This is a genomic window from Marilutibacter maris, from assembly GCF_006546735.2.
GTDB classification, from domain to species: Bacteria; Pseudomonadota; Gammaproteobacteria; order Xanthomonadales; family Xanthomonadaceae; genus Marilutibacter; species Marilutibacter maris.
Genome location: NZ_VICD02000030.1, coordinates 1 through 17,168, shown reverse-complemented (window position 1 = coordinate 17,168; position 17,168 = coordinate 1). Strand labels below are relative to the sequence as shown.

The following is a 17,168-nucleotide window of genomic DNA, read 5'->3' as shown; positions in this document are numbered from 1 at the left end:
CGTCGGCAGGCAGCGGCATCGCTGATAGCGCCGTTGCGACAGTCATTCCCTCGGTCGCGCTCCTACAATAGGCACATGCCGCACCTGTCGCCGCCGCCGCTGTCGCTGTACGTCCACCTGCCCTGGTGCGTGCGCAAGTGCCCGTACTGCGATTTCAACTCGCACGAAGGGCGCGGCCCGCTGCCGTTCGCAGACTATGTCGACGCGCTGATCCGCGATCTGGACCACGACCTGCCACTGGTCTGGGGCCGCACCGTGCACAGCGTGTTCTTCGGCGGCGGCACCCCCAGCCTGTTCCCGCCCGACGCGATCGACCGCTTCCTGCAGGAGGCCAGCGCGCGCCTGCGCTTCGTACCCGGCTGCGAGGTGACCCTGGAGACCAATCCCGGCACCGCCGAGCACGGCCGCTTCGAGCTGTACCGCGAGGCCGGAGTCAACCGGTTGAGCTTCGGTATCCAGAGCTTCGACGACGGCAGCCTGAAACGGCTGGGCCGCATCCACGACAGCGGCGAGGCCGAGGCGGCGGTGAAGCTGGCCCAGGACGCGGGCTTCGACAACCTCAACCTCGACCTGATGTACGCCCTGCCGGAACAGACCCTGGCGATGGCCGAGCGCGACCTGGAACGCGCCTTCGCCCTGCAGCCGGCGCATGTCAGCCACTACCAGCTGACCCTGGAGCCGAACACGGTGTTCGCGGCGCGGCCGCCGTCGGGCATTCCCGACGAGGACCACAGCTGGGACATGCAGGAACACTGCCAGGCCCTGCTCGCCGACGCCGGCTACGCGCAGTACGAGGTCAGCGCGTACGCCCGCGACGGCCGCCAATGCGCGCACAACCTGAATTACTGGCACTACGGCGACTATCTGGGCATCGGCGCCGGCGCCCACGGCAAGATCACCTCCGGCCACGACCAGGAGATCCTGCGGCGGTGGAAACAAAAGCACCCCGCCCGCTACATCGCCGACGCCGGCACCGACGCGGCGATCGGCGGCGACGACCGGGTCGCGCCCGAGCGCCGGGCGTTCGAGTACATGCTCAACGCGTTGCGCCTGGTCGATGGCTTCCGGCTCGGCGAGTTCATCGCCCGCACCGGCCTGTCCCCCGACGACATCCGTCCACAACTGGACACGGCACTGGCCCGCGGCTGGCTGACCCAGGACGGCCCGCTGCTGCGTCCGACCGAGCTGGGACGGCGTTTCACCAACGACGTGGTCGCGCTGTTCCTGTAACGCGCCTCCATGCGCCTCCCGCGGGCACCGACCTTGCACCGCACAACCCGTGCCCCTCGCGCGTGCCCGGCAGCGCCGCAAGCGCTTGATCCGGCACGGCCGGCGCGCCGTGCCGGCCGCGGGCCTTTGCCAATCCTGGCCGAGCGTGCTTCCATCTGACGTTGATTCGTTCAGGTCAGGCGCAATCGTTTGCCCGGGCCGGGGGTCTGGCCGATCCACGCGCTGTCGGCGCCTTCCTGCTCCACATCATCCCTTTGGCCAGGGCTATCAGGGCATGTCCGCAAGATTGGATCCCAACACCATCCGGCACCCCCACAGGAACCTGGCCTCGGCCGAGCTGCCGCGTCGCGTCCGGGCGGCGCTCGAACGCCTGTACGCGCTGGCCTCGGACAGCTTCGGCCGTCAGCTCGAGACCATGCTGACGGAATTCGAACAGCAGCTGTTCAAGCTCGCCGACCAGGCACGCAACCCAGCGCTGCAGGCCGGTTACTTCGAGACCCTGCGCAAGGTCCGCCTGCACCGCGCGCAACTGGCGCCCCGGTTCATGGCCGGACTGGAAACCGCGCTGGCCACGATCCGGGAACCGGCAGCCGAGGACGCCACCGAGGCCTCCGACCACGGCGACTTCGACGACCTGCGCCTGGTCGACGACGCCGAGGTCAGCGAGGCGACCGTGCTGGCCGGGATCGCGTCCCGGCACGAGTCGCGGGCGGGCCTGCCCTTGCTGCTGCTGGGACAGCGCTTCGGGGTCCTGGCCGGGGCGCCCGCCTTCGATGCCGAACGGCTCCCGGTCGGACCGCACCGCCTGTGCCTGCTGCTTTCCGAGGCCGGCGAGGTGCTGCAACTGGAGCAGGAGGCACGGCTGCTGCTGTTCCAGTGCTTCAACAGCCACGCGATGACCGGCTACGCGCAGCTGGTCGAGGCGATGAACGCGATGCTGGCCCGCGAGAACATCCTGCCGGGGCTGTCCTACGTGCCGCTGCGCACGCGCCCGACCGCCCAGGACGCAGCGCCGCAGCCGGCGGCGCAGGCACAACCGCAGGCTTCCGACGCCGGGGAGCGGCCCCGCAACGCACCCTCGTCCCCGCCCGGCCGCGCGGACGAGGCGGCGCCCGCCTCTGAGCGTCCGCATACCCGCTGGTGGGGCGAGAACGGCAACGGCAGCGGCTCCGCCGAGGAGGAAAAGGCGGCGCTGTCGATGTTGCAGGAGCTGCTCTCCAGCCGCCGCAAGGCGCTGGGCTCGCTGCGCAAGGACCCCGGTGGCGGCAACCAGGCCCCGCTGAAGACGCCCGACGTGGTCGCCGCGCTGGGCTCCCAGCAACAGATGGAGTCGGGCGATGTGCAGCGCCCGCGCACCATCGCCGACCTCAAGCAGGCATTGCTGGCCCAGAGCCGGCAGCAGCACGGCCAGGCCATGCGCCTGTCCAGCGAGGACGAGGACACCTTCGAGCTGCTCGGCCTGCTGTACACCGGGATCGGCCGCGAGCTGCGCGAGGGCACGCTCAGCAGCAACCTGCTCGAACGCCTGCAGGTGCCGCTGCTGCGCCTGGCCCTGCTCGACCGGGCGTTCTTCATCCGTTCCCAGCACCCGGCCCGGCAACTGCTCAGCGCGGTCGCCGAGGCCGGCGCCAAGTGGATGGACGAGGACGGCAGCGACCCGCGCCTGGAACGCCAGTTGCGCGAGGCGGTCGACCACGTGGTCCAGAACTTCCAGGGCGATGCGGAAGTGTTCGAGGCGGCCAACCAGCCGTTGCAGAACCATCTGCAACTGATGGCCCGCAAGGCCGAATTGAGCGAACGCCGCCACGTCGAGGCGGCGCGCGGCAAGGAAAAGCTGGTGATGGCCAAGCGCCGCTCCGGCGAGGCGATCGAACAGGCGCTGGCCGGTCGCGAGCTGCCGCGCTTCCTGCGCAAACTGCTCGACCAGGCATGGGCGGACGTGCTGACCCTGACCCTGCTCCGGCATGGCGAGGACTCGCAGGAGTGGCAACAGTACGCCGGCATGACCTCGCTGCTGGCGGCCACCGGCATCGGCAGCCAGAAGCCGCCCGAGGGCCTCGACCGCCAGGTCGAACAGGCGCTGTCCCAGGTCGGTTACCACGAGGACGAAGCGGCCCAGATCGCCCGCCACCTGACCACCGGCCGCGACGAGAGCGGCGACGGCGACCCGGCCTCGCGCACCGAGCTGACGATGAAGCTCAAGGCGCGCGCACGGCTGGGCGACGATGCCGAGCCCCCGAAGGCGAAGCCGCTGGCCCCGCGCAACCCGCGCGAGCAGGCCTGCTACGAGCACCTGCGCACGCTTCCGTTCGGAACCTGGATGGAGTTCGTGCTGAACCAGCAGGGCGACGTCGTGCGTCGCCGCATCGCATGGTTCAGCACCGTCACCGACCGTGTGCTGTTCGTCAACCAGCGCGGCCAGCGCATCGACGAACAGTCGCTGGATCACGTCTCGCGGCTGATGGCGCAGGACCAGGTCCGGGTCGTCTCCGCCGACCGCGGACGCCTGGTCGACCGCGCCTGGCAGGCGGCGCTCGGCGCATTGCGCAACTTCGCCGGCATGCCGGACCAACTGCAGGGAGCCGCACCTTGACCGCCATCGGTACACACAGGGAGTTCCGTCGCGCACGGCGCCAGAGCGTGCAGGCCAACGTGATGGTGACCGACAGCATGACCGATCGCGATGTCGGCCGGATCGGCAACCTGTCGGAGACCGGCATGCTGCTGATCGCCCATACCGCCCTGGTCGACGACGCGCTGTACCAGTTCCGCTTCAGCCTCGGCCAGGGCGCGACCGCCACGATCGAGGCCGGCGTACACCTGTTGTGGCAGGACCGCGCCAGCGCACCCGGGCAGATCTGGGCCGGGTTCCGCTTCATCACCCTGCTCGACAGCCAGTTGCACCAGCTTCGCGACTGGCTGGCCAGCCACAACCCGCGCCGCCCCGGCTGAGCCGGGCGGGGCCCCTCCCGGCGACGCGATCAGGCCGCGTCGCCGTGGAAGGTCACGTACTCCGGCTCGTGCAGCGCGAATCCCTGTCCGTAGTCGACGCCCAGCTCGACCAGGGCTTCGGCGACCTGCGGGTCGTTGACCCACTCGGCCACCACCTTCAACCCACGCTGGTGGCCGATGTCGCAGACCGCGCGCACGATCGCCTCGCTCATCGGGTCGATCAGCATGTCGCGGATGAAGCTGCCGTCGATCTTGATGATGTCCACCGGCAGATTCTTGAGATAGCCGAACGAGGACATCCCGGCACCGAAGTCGTCGAGTGCGAAACTGCAGCCGATTGCGCGCAGGCGTTCGATCAACCGCACCACGTGCGACAGGTTGCGCACCGCCACCGTCTCGGTGATCTCGAAGCAGATCCGCGAGGGATCGACCCGGTGGCGGTCGATCAGGGCCAGGATGTGGTCGGCCAGCGCATTGTCCTCGATGCTGGCTCCCGACAGGTTGATGGTCGCCATCTTCAGACCGGTCCCGCTCGGATGCAGGCGATCGAAGTTGGCGATCACCGTCTCGATCACCCAGCGATCGATCATCGGCATCAACCCGTAGCGCTCGGCCGCCGGCAGGAACGCGCCCGGCACCACCTGTCGACCGTTGTCGCCGCGGAAGCGCAGCAGCACCTCGATCCGGGGCCCGCCGTCGCGTGGCGCCGCCAGCGGCCAGACCTCCTGGTACTTCAGCAACAGCAGGTGTTCGTCGACCGCCCAGCGCAGCCGGTTGGCCCACTCCATCTCGCTCTGCCGGCGGGTCGCGTCGTCGTCCATCGCCGAATAGAAGTGCACCCGGTTGCGTCCGCTCTCCTTGGCGATGTAGCAGGCGGTATCGGCCTGGGTCAGCAGGTCGTCGAGCGAGGTGTCGGCATGCTCGATCATCACCACGCCGATGCTCGCGGTGATGGTGAACGAACGCTGCTCCCAGACGAAGACGTAGCCGTCGATGTGGCGACGCAGGCGCTCGCCGACCTCCTCGGCGCCGGCCCGGTTGTGCACGTCCGAGACCAGGACACCGAATTCGTCGCCGCCCAGGCGCGCCAGCACGTCCTCGCCACGCAGCTGCTCGCGCATCACCATCGCCAGCTGCGCCAGCAACTGGTCGCCGGCGATATGGCCGGAGGTATCGTTGATCAGCTTGAACTGGTCGAGATCGATGTAGAACAACGCACCGGCCGGGCCGCCGCTGGCGACCTCCGCGCGTACCCGGTCGAGCCGGCGCTCGAACTCGCGGCGGTTGAACAGCTCGGTGAGGGTGTCGTGACTGGCCTGGTAGGACAGCAGCTCGGTCAGCTGGCGCTGCTCGGAGATGTCGTTGGCCACCATCAGCCACATGCGGCGACCGTCCAGTTCCACCAGCGTGATCGACACGCTGGCCCAGAAGCTGCGCTTCTCGCCGGTCCGCAGCTGCGCCTCCACGCCCTGGCACCCGGATGAATCCGGCATGCTCAATCGGGCCCGCAGCTCGTGGTCCTCGATCAGGTCCTGCAGGGTGCGTTCGCCGACGTTGCCGCCAAGCCGGTCTCGCGCCGCCTGGTTGGCGTAGTGGATCCGCCCGCTGTTGGCGTCGGACAGCACCACCAGCGCCGGCAACAGCTCGGTGAGCGCGCGGAAACGCTCCTCGCTCTCGCGATGGCGCTGGCTCAGCTGCCAGCCCAGGTCCAGCGCTCGCCGGCGGGTGCTGGCCAGCGAGCCGACCAGCAGCGACAGCAACAGGCTGATCACAATGCCCGGGATCAGGACGGTGTCGCGCCAGGCCGACACCGCCCGCGGCGGCGTCAGCTGGGCGACGCGCATCCGCCATGCGCGACCGCCGTGGACCACGTCGACGCTGCGCACCGCACGGCCGTCGCGGGTATGCCCGGCCACGGTCTCCTCCGGCGCCGGAAAGCTCAGCTGCGGGTGCGAGTCGTACAGCATCGCCGGTGCCGCACCCGTCACGTCCCGGACCATCACGTGCAGCCCGTCGCGGGCGTCGGCGGGCAACGCCCATTCGATCAGGCTGCTGACCTGCAGCGATACCGCCAGCGAGCCGACGATGCGCCGGCGGCGTTCGCGGATGTCCACCGGCGGCGCTCCCGCGGTGTAGATCGGCAGGCGCAGGGTGACGCCTTCGGCGGATTCCCCGGTGTGATCGAGCTGGGCAAGGCGGAACGGCGCCGACATCACCGCCTCGTCGGTGTCGCGCGACAGCTCGGCGGCACGCAGGTTGGCCGGCTGCGTGGAAATGTCGAGACCGATCAGGCGCTGGTTGCCTTCCCGGGGCACCACCCAGGTGGTGATGAAGCGATCGCCATCCCCGCCGGCCTCCAGCTCGGAGTAGGCCAGCGCCTGCAGGCTCGGCAGATGCCGTCGCGGCTGCAGATTGGCGTAGAGATGATCGAGCTCGGTCTCGGTCACCATGTCAGAGGTCAGGAACAGGGTCTGCACGGAGCGCACCAGCAGGTCGCAGGTGTCCAGCTGCGACAACAGGGCGGCATGGCTACGTTCGATGATCTTGCCGAAGGCTTCGTCCTGTTCAGCCTGCAGCCTCTGTTGCTGCAGGCGGGTCATCCACAGGGTCGGCAGCAGGCACAGCAGCAGCACGATCAGACCCAGCAGCCAGACACTGGCCCGCCACCGCGGCTTTTCACCCGGTGGCCCCTGCGAAATCGATGAGAATCCGTCAAACTCCTTTGACGTTCCCAAGAGTATCTCCCGATGTCCGCGACTGCCCTGGCGATCTTATACCGACAACACCTCGACGTACTCGAGCAGCGTGCAAGCGTCGCGCTCGAGCGTGGTGGATTTGAGCATCTGGTTGTTCCCAGTGGCACGCTGCACTACCAGGTCTTCGACGATCGCGACTACCCCTACGCGGTCAATCCCCACTTCAAGGCCTGGGCTCCGCTGACCCGCAATCCCGGCAGCTGGCTGGTGTTCACGCCAGGCAAGCGCCCGACCCTGATCTACCTGCAGCCGTTCGACTATTGGCACGTGGTCCCGCAGGTGCCTAGCGGCTACTGGGTCGAGCATTTCGACATCAGAATCATCCGCACCGCCGACGAGGCCGCGCAACACCTGCCGCCGCCGACCTCGCGCTGCGCGATCATCGGCGAGCCGCAGAGCGCGCTGGGCGAGCACGTGCCCAACAATCCGCAGGCGGTGATCGACTATCTGCACTACCACCGCGCCTACAAGACGCCCTATGAGCTCGCGATGATGCGCGCGGCGAGCGCGTCGGGCGTGCGCGGCCATCTCGCCGCCGAGCGCGCGTTCCGCGCCGGCGCCAGCGAGTTCGGCATCCATCTGGCCTATTGCCAGGCGGTGCGCCAGGACGCGAACGAACTGCCGTACAACAACATCGTCGCGCTCAACGAGCATGCGGCCGTGCTGCATTACACCGAGCTGGGGCGGCTGCCGCCGAAGGACCCGCGCAGCTTCCTGATCGACGCCGGCGCCAGCCATGCCGGCTACGCCTGCGACATCACCCGGACCCATGCCGCCGACAGTGCCGGTGAGTTCCAGGCGATGGTCCAGGCGGTGGACGCCGCCCAGCTGGGGATGTGCGACCAGGTCCGCGCCGGCACCGACTACAAACAGATCCATATCGATGCCCACCTCGCCCTGGCCGGAATACTCCGGGAGTTCGGCGTGCTGAAGGTCTCGCCGGAGGCGGCGCTGGAGCGCGGCATCAGTAGTGCGTTCTTCCCGCACGGCATCGGCCACGGCATCGGTCTGCAGGTGCACGACGTCGCCGGCTTCGCCGCCAGCGACAGCGGCGGCAGCATCGACAAGCCGGCCGGGCACCCGTATCTGCGCCTGACCCGGGTGCTGGAACCGGGCATGGTCGTCACCATCGAGCCCGGCATCTACTTCATCGACATGCTGCTGGAAGAGGTGAAGAAGAACGGCCACGGCGATGCCGTCGACTGGGACCGGGTCGAGGCCTTCAAGCCCTACGGCGGCATCCGCATCGAGGACGATGTGGTCTGCACCGACGCGGCACCGGAGAACCTGACCCGCGACGCGTTCGCGGCGGCCTGATCCGCCAACGACGATCCGATGGCCATGCTGGACGAGCGCCGGCATGGCTTCGGGGCGGGGCGATGCAGGCCCGTCTCCTCTGCCCGGCGGAGCGACCGCCTAGGGCGTGACGGACTCCCGGGTCAGACCGAAACGCACATCGTCGTACATGATGATGGTGTGGGTGTTCTGGGCGGACCGGTAGATGCCGCACCTGACGTCGAAGTACTCGGTGTATCCCAGACTGGGAGGGTTGCCCCAATCGCCCACCCAACGGGTGACTTCGACACCATCGAACCATATGGCGATGGTGCCGCTCTGGCTGTCGCCGTTGTAGCTCGGCCGCAGCTCGTACACCAGCGTATGCCATTCGCCCTTGCTCACGGGCTCGGAATGCCAGATGTTCCAGGTCCCCACATGCGTCCGCGCCTTCGCGTGTAGACGGTAGTCGTTGCCCAGGGAAAGCGTGAACGGCACCTTGCCCTGCTGGACGCTGCCGGATGGTCGCTGCCACACCTGCATGATGTGCGCGTCGCTGGTGCCGATCGGGGCCTGGGTCTGGTTGTGAAGCATGAACGCGTACCCGAAATACCGGGTGGTCGCGTTGGCAAGCCTGAAGCCGTCATTGTCGCCGTGCACCGCCCGGATCTCGATCCGGTCTCTGTTCGGCCCCACCGACGGGTACGCGCGCAGGCCGATGCTTCTGCCACCGGTATAGGACATCGTGCCCGATATCCATGCCGCGACGTAGTCGCCATCGGCGGGCATATCGCGATCGGGACCGATCGCGATGTCGCGCAAGGCGTGATACCAGCCGTTTGGCCGGGCCGACACCTCGTACTCCAGATAGGTTGGAGACTCGGCATCGATATGCACGTACGGAGTCTGGGCCTGTACCTGCAGGTTCGCCGCGCACAGCAGCACGAACGCTCCCGTGGTCCTCCTCCACCAGCCCCTCCGCCCGATTGCGGACCCGACGCCACCCAGACGATTCAGAATCTCCCGTCCCATGGCTCCATTGCTCCTGCAAACCGCGTGGCCTGCAGGTTAGGCGCTGATGTCCGTGCCCGCAACGCCTCCTTTCGGACCGGGTCGCGCGCGCGGAAGCTCGGTGAACAGGTGATCGGAAGCTGTGTTCAGGCCTGCGCCATCAGCGCCTCGATCTCGTCGGCGCTGCGTGCCAGTCCCTCGGTCAGCACCTTGTGGCCATCGCTGGTGACCAGCACATCGTCCTCGGTGCGGATGCCGATGCCGCGCCATTTCGCCGCCACCCGGGTGTCGTCGGCGCCGATGTAAAGGCCGGGTTCGATGGTGAACACCATGCCTGGCTCGAGCAGACGCGATTCGCCGTCGATGCGGTACTCGCCGACATCGTGCACGTCCAGGCCGATCCAATGGCCGGTCTTGTGCCGGTAGTAGCGCCGGTAGCTGCCGTCGGCGATGTTCTTCTCCAGGCGGCCCTTGAGCAGCCCCAGGCGGAGCAGGCCCTCGGTCAGGGTCGCGACCGCGGCATCGTGGCCGGCTTCGTAGGGCACCCCCGGGCGCGCCTGCGCCAGCGCCGCCGCCTGCGCCTGGCCCACCAGGTCGTGCAGCAGGCGCTGCTCCTTGCTGAAGCGGCCGTTGGCGGGAAAGGTGCGGGTGATGTCGGAAGCGTAGCCGCGATACTCGGCGCCGGCGTCGACCAGCACCAGGTCGCCGTCGCGGATCCGGCCGCCATTGGCGACGTAGTGCAGCACGCAGGCATTGGCACCGGCGCCGACGATGCTGCCGTAGGCCGGCACCGCGTCGCAGGCGCGGAACACCCGCTCCAGTTCGGCCTGCAGCTCGTACTCGTGCATGCCCGGGCGCACGACCCGCATCGCCTCGGCATGGGCGCGCATGCTGATGTCGGCGGCGCGCTGCATCAACCGCAGCTCATCGCGATCCTTGAACAGACGCATTTCATCGAGCAGGTGGCCCAGCTCGAGGAACTCGTGCGGCGGTTGCGCGCCATGACGGACCTGGGCGCGCACCCGATTGACCCAGCCGATCAGCTTGAGATCGAACTCCTGGTCGCGACCGAAGTGGTAGTAGACCCGGGTGCGGCCTTCCAGCAGACCGGGCAGGATGTCGTCGAGATCGCCGATCGGATAGGCATCGTCGAAGCCGAACGCCTCCACCGCGCCCTCCGGCCCATGACGCGGGCCGTCCCAGCCCTCGCGCTCGGGATCGCGCTCGCGGCAGAACAACAGGGTCTCGCCGTGGCGGCGGCCGGGTACCAGCACCAGGACCGCCTCGGGCTCCTCGAAACCGCTCAGGTACCAGAAATCGGAATCCTGCCGGTACGGATAATGGGTATCGCGACTGCGGATGCGTTCTTCCGCGGCCGGCAGGACCAGGATCGCGTCGCCGCCGACCATGCGCATCAGCTGGCGACGACGACGGACGTGATTGCGATTCGGAATCGAGAGCGGCTTGTGCACGGGCCTTGGAGACGGGCTTGGGGGCTGGGAGCGAGTCCGGGAACGGGGCTCGGACACCCGCTCAGTTCAGGCGCTGGCGGTCGCGCGCGGCCAGCGCGCAGTCGCCGTGCAGCAGCAGCGCGGCGACGCGTACGAATTCCTCGATCTCGACCAGCGCCTCCTCGTCGGAGTCGTCGCCCTCGTCCTGGGCCTGCGCCGCCGCCAGTCGGGCCAGGTCGGCCAGGGCTTCCTGGCCCTCCTCCGACAGCGGCGGCTGCGCGCCGGCGGCCAGTCCGAACGCACCGACGAAGCCGCGGCACCAGTCGAACAGCGCGCCGCTGCGCTCGGCCAGGCTGGCATCGGATTCGGGCAGCAACAATTCGAAGGCGAAATCCCGGTCGCCGATCTGCGCCGCGGTGCCGTGGGCCAGACGGTCGAACGGCGAGCCAGGGTCGGGCGCGGGCAGGCTGTCGTCCAGCAACAGCCGCGACAGCCAGTCCGGCTTCAGCGTCGAGCCCCCGGCCAGCCAGCCGCACAGGCTGCCATGCAGCTCCGACGCGGAAAGCGCCAGCGACTGGCGGCGGATCTGGGCATCGACATCGTTCAATGCGGGCAATTCGTCAGGGGCGACCGACACGGGCAACTCATGGCTGAAACCTGGATGAGCAAGAGTGTAACAACCGCAAATGGATGCGGCGGCGCCCGTGCCGGGCGATAGACGGCGCGTGCCCGCTCGCACCATCGGATTGGCACGCCCGTCACAGCCTGCCTACACTGCCCGGACTCCAGCAGGATTCCCGTGCCGATGCCTCCACGGCCGTTCCCAGCCCATGCACGACCGACAGCCGCCCGTCCGGCCCGTCGGCTGCCGCGTGCCGCTGTGGGCCTGCTGTGGGCGGTGCTGGCCGGATTGCCGTGGTTGCTGCCCGACAGTGCCGATGCCACCGTCCGCGACTACTACTTCACCCAGCTCGGCAGCGAGCAGGGCCTCGCCCAGGCCACGGTGCAGGCGCTGGCCGAGGACCCGCAGGGCTTCATCTGGGTCGGCACCCAGGGCGGCCTGCACCGCTACGACGGCAACCGCTACCAGTTGTTCCGCCACGACCCCCGCGACCCGGCCAGCCTGCCCGACAGCAGCGTCACCGCCCTCGCGGTCGCCGACATGCACAGCCTGTGGATCGGCTCCAACTCCGAATACGTGGCGCGGCTCGATCTGACCAGCGGCCAGGTGCAGCGTTTCCGGCCCGCGCCCGAGGCGACGCGGGCCCATCGCCAGGTACGGGCGCTGCTGCCCCGCTCCGGCCAGTTGTGGATCGGCACCGGAGCCGGTCTCGAACGGCTGGAGCCGACGACCGGAAAGCGCACCCCGGTACTGATGTTCGATCCCGGCGCACTGGGACAGAACGGCCGCCAGGCGCTGGTTTCCGACCTCAGCGGCAGCGTCTGGTACGCCACCCCGATCGGCCTGTTCCGGATCCCGCCCGGCGGTTCCGCGCAACGGGTGGGTACCGCGCAACCGGCACTGGCGCTGGCGGTCGACCACGCCGGCCGCGTGCTGGTCGGGCGATCCGACGGGCTCTACCGGCTCGGCGACGACGGCGACACGCTCCAGCGCCTGTGGCCCGCCGACGCCGACGCGCTCGACCGGACCGCGCGGGTGCAGGCGATCGCCGAAGCCCCCGACCGGCATCTGTGGCTGTCGATCAGCGGCGAGGGGCTGGTCAGGCTCGACCCCGACAACGGCCACACGCAAAGGATCCAGGAGGATCCGCTGGTCCGTGCCAGCCTGCCGGAAAGCAGCATCAATGCCCTGCTGGTCGATCGCGGCGGCATGCTGTGGGCGGGCGGTTCGTTCCGCGGCGCCGCGGTCACCGATCCGCGCGGCACCCGCTTCCGCTACATCTTCAATCTGGACCATCTCGACCGCTACAGCATCATCTCCAGCAACAGTGTCCGCGCGATCCTGGAGGGCAGGAACGGCGGCTACTGGATCGCCACCGACGACAGCCGTTTCTGGCACTACGACCCCGGCGCCGACCGTTTCGAGGAATGGACCGCGCAACTGGCCCGTGCATTCGCCGACGACGCCGGAAACGTGCGGGTGGTTTCCATCATCGATGCCGGTCATGGGCGGATGTGGCTGGCGACCGATCGCGGCCTGGTCCGCTTCGAACCCGACACCGGCACCGCCGAAGTCCATCCCCTCGGCGAGTACGACGGCGTCTCCCTGCGCAGCGTGCTGACCGACCGGCGCGGCGACCTGTGGCTGGGCACCACCACCATCGGCGCCCTCCACGTGCCCCGCGATGGCGGCCGCATCGTCCACTACGGCAATCGCGAAGACGATCCGCGACCACTGCCCGGCGGCGCCGTGCACGCGCTGCTCGAGGACCGCGACGGACGGATCTGGTTCGGCGCCGGCGACGGCCTGGGGATGCTGGATCCCGACAGCGGGCGTCTGCACCGCTTCCATCACGGCGCCGACGCCCCCGACAGCCTGTCGGGCAACCTGGTGCGGGCATTGCGGATGGATCACGCCGGCACCGTCTGGGTCGGCACCCGCTCGGGGCTGAGCCGGGTGCTGGAGGACGACGAGGGCGGCATCCGCTTCGACCACCCGCTCGCCGCCAGCCTCGGCGGTCGGCCGGTGCCGATGGTGTTCTCGATCGAAGAGGGTCGCGACGGCCAGCTGTGGATGGGCACCGACACCGGCATGCTGCGCTTCGATCCGGCCAGCGGCGACATCCGCCACTACGGCCTGGCCGACGGTCTGCAGGACCTGGAGTTCAACGGCGGCGCCTCGACCCGGCTGCGCGATGGTCGGTTGCTGTTCGGCGGCGTGCGCGGACTGAACCTGTTCGCGCCCGACCGGATCCGAGATTCGACCTACGTGCCGCCGCTGCGGCTGCTGTCGGCGCGCATCGGCACCCAGTCGCCGACCGATGGCGCGACCCTGTGGCAGCCGCGCATGCTCGACATCCCCGGCGGCACCGACATGCTGCGCCTGCGCATCGGCGCGCTGGACTATGCGTCGGCCGCCTCGCTGCGCTACCGCTACCGGATGGACGGTTTCGACCGCAACTGGATCGACAACGGCGACCAGCCGGACATCACCTATACCCGACTGCCACCGGGCCACTACATGTTCCGCGCGCAATCGACCAATCGCGACGGCGTCTGGAACACGTCCGAGCTGCAGGTGCCGGTCCACGTCGCGCCGCCGCTGTGGCGTCACCCGCTGACCGTGGCGCTGGTGGCGCTGGCCGCGCTGGTGGGCGCGCTGGTGGCCGGCTGGCGCTGGCGCCGCAATCACCTGCGCGAACAGGGCTGGTTCCAGCAGATCCGCGAGCGCGAGGAGCGCCTGAAGCTGGCGCTGTGGGCCTCCGGCGACCAGTTCTGGGACTACGACCTGAGCCAGAAGAAGCTCCACTGGATGCGCGTCCACGACCCCGACGGCACCACCCCGCAAATCACCACCCAGACCCAGGTCAACACCACCCACGAGGTGCATGCCGACGACCTGCCGCGAGTGGCCGAGCAACTGCGCCGGCACCTGCGCGGAGACACCGCGCTGTTCCTCTCCGAGCACCGCTCGCGCACGCCCGGCGGCGACTGGGCCTGGGTGCGTGCGCGCGGTCGTGTGGTCGAGCGCGATGCCCAGGGCCGGGCGGTACGGGTGGCCGGTACCGCCCGCGACATCACCCGCAGCCGCAGCGCCGAGCGTGAGCGCAGGATCGCCAGCGCGGTGCTGCACAGCATGGTCGAAGCGGTGGCCGTGTTCGACCGCGACTTCAACTTCGTTTCCGTCAATCCGGCGTTCGAGCGCATGACCGGCTACCAGGCCAGCGAGGTGATCGGTCGCCCGACCAGCATTCTCGACAGCCAGCAGCATCAACCCGGGGTCTACCAGCAACTGCACGAGGAGCTGGAACGTCACGGACGCAACGCCGGCGAAGTCTGGCAGCGGCGCAAGGACGGCAACGAGTTCCTGTGCGCGCTGCAGAGCACCGCGGTGCACGAGGCCGGCGGCGAGGTCGGCCACTACGTCGCGGTGCTGACCGACATCACCGACCAGAAGCGCGCGGAGCAGGAACTGCGCTACCTCGCCAACTACGACACCCTGACCAGCCTGCCCAATCGCGCGTTGCTGTCGGAACGACTGTCGCGGGCGATCGTGCGTGCGCGCCGCAACAACCGCAAGATCGCCCTGCTGTTCCTCGACCTCGACCGCTTCAAGGACATCAACGACTCGCTCGGCCACGCCGCCGGCGATCGCATCCTGCGCGCCGCCGCCAACCGGCTGCAGCAGACGGTGGGGCCCGACCACACCGTCGCCCGCCTCGGCGGCGACGAGTTCACCGTGGTGCTGGAGGACCTGGAGAGCATCGAGCAGGCCGAGCAGGTCGCGCGCGAGCTGCTGGAGGCGTTCGAGACCGCACTGGACTTCGACGAGCGCCACGACGTTTCGATCTCGCCCTCGATCGGCATCAGCGTCTATCCCGACCATGCCCAGGTCCCGACCGACCTGCTCAAGCATGCCGATACCGCGATGTACCAGGCCAAGGCCGCCGGTCGCCGCACCTGGATGCGCTACCACGAGGCGATGGACGTGGAGATCCGTCGCCGCGCGACCATCACCGCCGCGCTGCGCAAGGTCCTCGATCGCGGCGAGCTGCAACTGGTGTATCAGCCGCAGCTCTCGTTGCGTGATCAGCGCATCACCGGCGTCGAGGCGCTGCTGCGCTGGCACAGCGACGAGCACGGCATGATCCCGCCGGCCCAGTTCATTCCGCTGGCGGAAGAGACCGGCCTGATCCTCGAAATCGGCGAATGGGCGCTGCGCGAGGCCTGCATGCGCCTGATGCAGTGGCGGCACCAGGGGCATGCGGACCTGACCATGGCGGTCAACATCTCGGCCCTGCAGTTGCTGCGCGGCAACCTGCCGCAGGTGGTCGCGCGGGCGCTGGAGGACACCGGCATTCCGCCCGAGCGGCTCGAACTGGAGCTGACCGAGAGCGTGATCATGGCCAATGCCGAGCAGGGCGCGGCGACCCTCGGTGCGCTGCGCAAGCTGGGCGTGGGACTGGCGGTCGACGATTTCGGCACCGGCTACTCGTCGCTGGCCTACCTGAAGCGGCTGCCGATCACCTCGCTGAAGATCGACAAGGAGTTCATCGACGACCTTGGCGGCGACTCCGACGATGCCGCGATCACCAGCACGGTCATCACCATGGCGCACTCGCTCGGCCTGAACGTGATCGCCGAGGGAGTGGAGGAGGAAAGCCAGCTGCAGTTCCTTCTCGCCAACGGCTGCGACGAGGTCCAGGGCTACTGGCTCTCGCGGCCGCTGGACGCGTCCTCCTGCGCCGCCTTCCTGACCGGATGGCGGCCCGATCCGCCGACCGCGCCGGCCACCGCGGCGGCCGGCGGCGGCGGCCCATCCGCGCCCACGGGGCCTGGCCATTGACATCGTGACCGCGGCAGCTTGACCCGGGTCGGGCCGCTGCCCATCATGCCGACATGGATCACGCCGAACTGCTCGCGCAACTGCAAGCCCTGGCCGCCCGCGTCGAGCAGCTGGCCGATCGCGCGCGCCGGCTCGGCGAGGAGAACCGCAGTCTGCGGCAGCAACAGGAACAGCTCGTCGGCGAGCGTTCCGCGCTGCTGGCCAAGAACGAGCAGGCCCGGGTCCGGGTCGAAGCCATGATCGCGCGCCTGAAGTCGCTGGAGCAGCACACGTGAACACCAAGGCGCACACCAGCACACCGGTCAGCATCCGCGTGCTCGATCGCGAGTACACCGTCGGTTGCGAGCCCGAGGAGCGCGACGACCTGCTCGACGCCGCCAAGCTGCTCGACGGCAAGATGCGCGAGATCCGCGGCAGCAACCGGATGGTCGCGCTGGATCGCGTCGCGGTGCTGGCGGCGCTCAACTTCGCCCACGAGCTTCAGCAACTGCGTACCGAGTCCGGCCGCCACGAGCGCGAGCTGACGCGCACCCTGGAAGACCTGAACCGCAAGCTCGACGGTCTGCTCGACACTCCGGCGAGCTGAAGCCACGCGGCCGCATCGGCGAACGTGAACCGGGTACCGGTCCGCACCGACAAACGGGCGCGACACCGGCATCGACCACGCTATACTTCGCCCACGTCCTCTGCTGTGGATGACGGCGCGCGCAAACATTCGCCTTGTCCCTTAATTGCGACCGCGGGGGTGCGACGAAGGCCCGGAGTGCAGGTCCGCCTTGTAGCGGGAAGCCCGACGGCCTCCAAGCATCCCCACTTGAACCCCGGGTTCAAGGTCGTTTCGCGCGCATCGCCATTGGTGGAGGACTTTTCATACCCGCGCACAGCGCCTCCATGGCGCTGTTCGCATGTCTGGGGACGGCGGTCCGAATCCGTCGCCCGCCTACCCGGCGCCGCCCGGCTGCCGCGAACCGCCACCGGACCGGATGAGCCCAGAGCCCGACCCGCGCCGCCAGCTCCGCGAAGACC

General features: G+C 69.1%; 11 protein-coding genes and 1 other RNA gene. 8 read left to right on the top strand and 4 right to left on the bottom strand.

Annotated features, from left to right (window positions below):
• Nucleotides 1-75 precede the first annotated feature (75 nt).
• From hemW to FKV24_RS02770, 3 genes are all read left to right on the top strand, one after another.
• Nucleotides 76-1,230, top strand: a complete 1,155-nt coding sequence (hemW, locus tag FKV24_RS02780) for a radical SAM family heme chaperone HemW (RefSeq protein ID WP_141481117.1) — start codon at nucleotides 76-78, stop codon at nucleotides 1,228-1,230.
• A 274-nt stretch (nucleotides 1,231-1,504) separates the two neighbouring features.
• On the top strand, nucleotides 1,505-3,823 hold the full coding sequence (locus FKV24_RS02775) for a DUF1631 family protein (protein WP_141481116.1): 2,319 nt from the start codon (nucleotides 1,505-1,507) through the stop codon (nucleotides 3,821-3,823).
• Nucleotides 3,820-4,182 (top strand): PilZ domain-containing protein, encoded by a 363-nt coding sequence (locus tag FKV24_RS02770; protein WP_407067483.1) that lies wholly within the window; start codon nucleotides 3,820-3,822, stop codon nucleotides 4,180-4,182. The genes FKV24_RS02775 and FKV24_RS02770 overlap by 4 nt, the downstream gene beginning before the upstream one ends.
• 29 nt (nucleotides 4,183-4,211) lie before the next feature.
• Here FKV24_RS02770 and FKV24_RS02765 read toward each other — a convergent pair whose 3' ends face one another.
• A complete protein-coding gene (locus FKV24_RS02765) occupies nucleotides 4,212-6,815 on the bottom strand; it encodes a bifunctional diguanylate cyclase/phosphodiesterase (RefSeq protein WP_249040886.1) in 2,604 nt (867 codons plus the stop codon).
• Nucleotides 6,816-6,929: 114 nt separating this feature from the next.
• Between FKV24_RS02765 and pepQ the strand changes: the two genes are divergently transcribed.
• Nucleotides 6,930-8,255: a Xaa-Pro dipeptidase gene (gene pepQ, locus FKV24_RS02760; RefSeq protein ID WP_141481115.1), complete on the top strand. Its 1,326-nt coding sequence runs from the start codon at nucleotides 6,930-6,932 to the stop codon at nucleotides 8,253-8,255.
• A gap of 99 nt (nucleotides 8,256-8,354) precedes the next feature.
• On the opposite strand, the gene FKV24_RS02755 is transcribed toward pepQ, so the two are convergent.
• The 3 genes from FKV24_RS02755 to FKV24_RS02745 all read right to left on the bottom strand — a co-directional run bounded on the left by FKV24_RS02755 (nucleotide 8,355) and on the right by FKV24_RS02745 (nucleotide 11,312).
• A complete protein-coding gene (locus tag FKV24_RS02755) occupies nucleotides 8,355-9,158 on the bottom strand; it encodes a heparin lyase I family protein (protein ID WP_170288187.1) in 804 nt (267 codons plus the stop codon).
• 212 nt (nucleotides 9,159-9,370) lie between these two features.
• Nucleotides 9,371-10,696: an aminopeptidase P N-terminal domain-containing protein gene (locus tag FKV24_RS02750; protein ID WP_283016195.1), complete on the bottom strand. Its 1,326-nt coding sequence runs from the start codon at nucleotides 10,694-10,696 to the stop codon at nucleotides 9,371-9,373.
• Between the two features lie 61 nt (nucleotides 10,697-10,757).
• Nucleotides 10,758-11,312 carry a UPF0149 family protein gene (locus FKV24_RS02745; protein WP_249040885.1) on the bottom strand — a complete coding sequence of 185 codons (555 nt, stop codon included), beginning with the start codon at nucleotides 11,310-11,312 and terminating at the stop codon, nucleotides 10,758-10,760.
• 243 nt (nucleotides 11,313-11,555) lie between these two features.
• Between FKV24_RS02745 and FKV24_RS02740 the strand changes: the two genes are divergently transcribed.
• The 4 genes from FKV24_RS02740 to ssrS all read left to right on the top strand — a co-directional run bounded on the left by FKV24_RS02740 (nucleotide 11,556) and on the right by ssrS (nucleotide 17,009).
• Nucleotides 11,556-16,142: an EAL domain-containing protein gene (locus tag FKV24_RS02740; RefSeq protein ID WP_170288186.1), complete on the top strand. Its 4,587-nt coding sequence runs from the start codon at nucleotides 11,556-11,558 to the stop codon at nucleotides 16,140-16,142.
• 53 nt (nucleotides 16,143-16,195) lie between these two features.
• Complete coding sequence (locus FKV24_RS02735; RefSeq protein WP_111267447.1) at nucleotides 16,196-16,417, top strand: TIGR02449 family protein; 222 nt, start codon at nucleotides 16,196-16,198, stop codon at nucleotides 16,415-16,417.
• Nucleotides 16,414-16,728, top strand: a complete 315-nt coding sequence (locus tag FKV24_RS02730; RefSeq protein ID WP_111267448.1) for a cell division protein ZapA — start codon at nucleotides 16,414-16,416, stop codon at nucleotides 16,726-16,728. Before FKV24_RS02735 ends, FKV24_RS02730 begins: the two co-directional genes overlap by 4 nt.
• 94 nt (nucleotides 16,729-16,822) lie before the next feature.
• A non-coding RNA gene (ssrS, locus tag FKV24_RS02725) (6S RNA) lies at nucleotides 16,823-17,009 on the top strand.
• Nucleotides 17,010-17,168 lie beyond the last annotated feature (159 nt).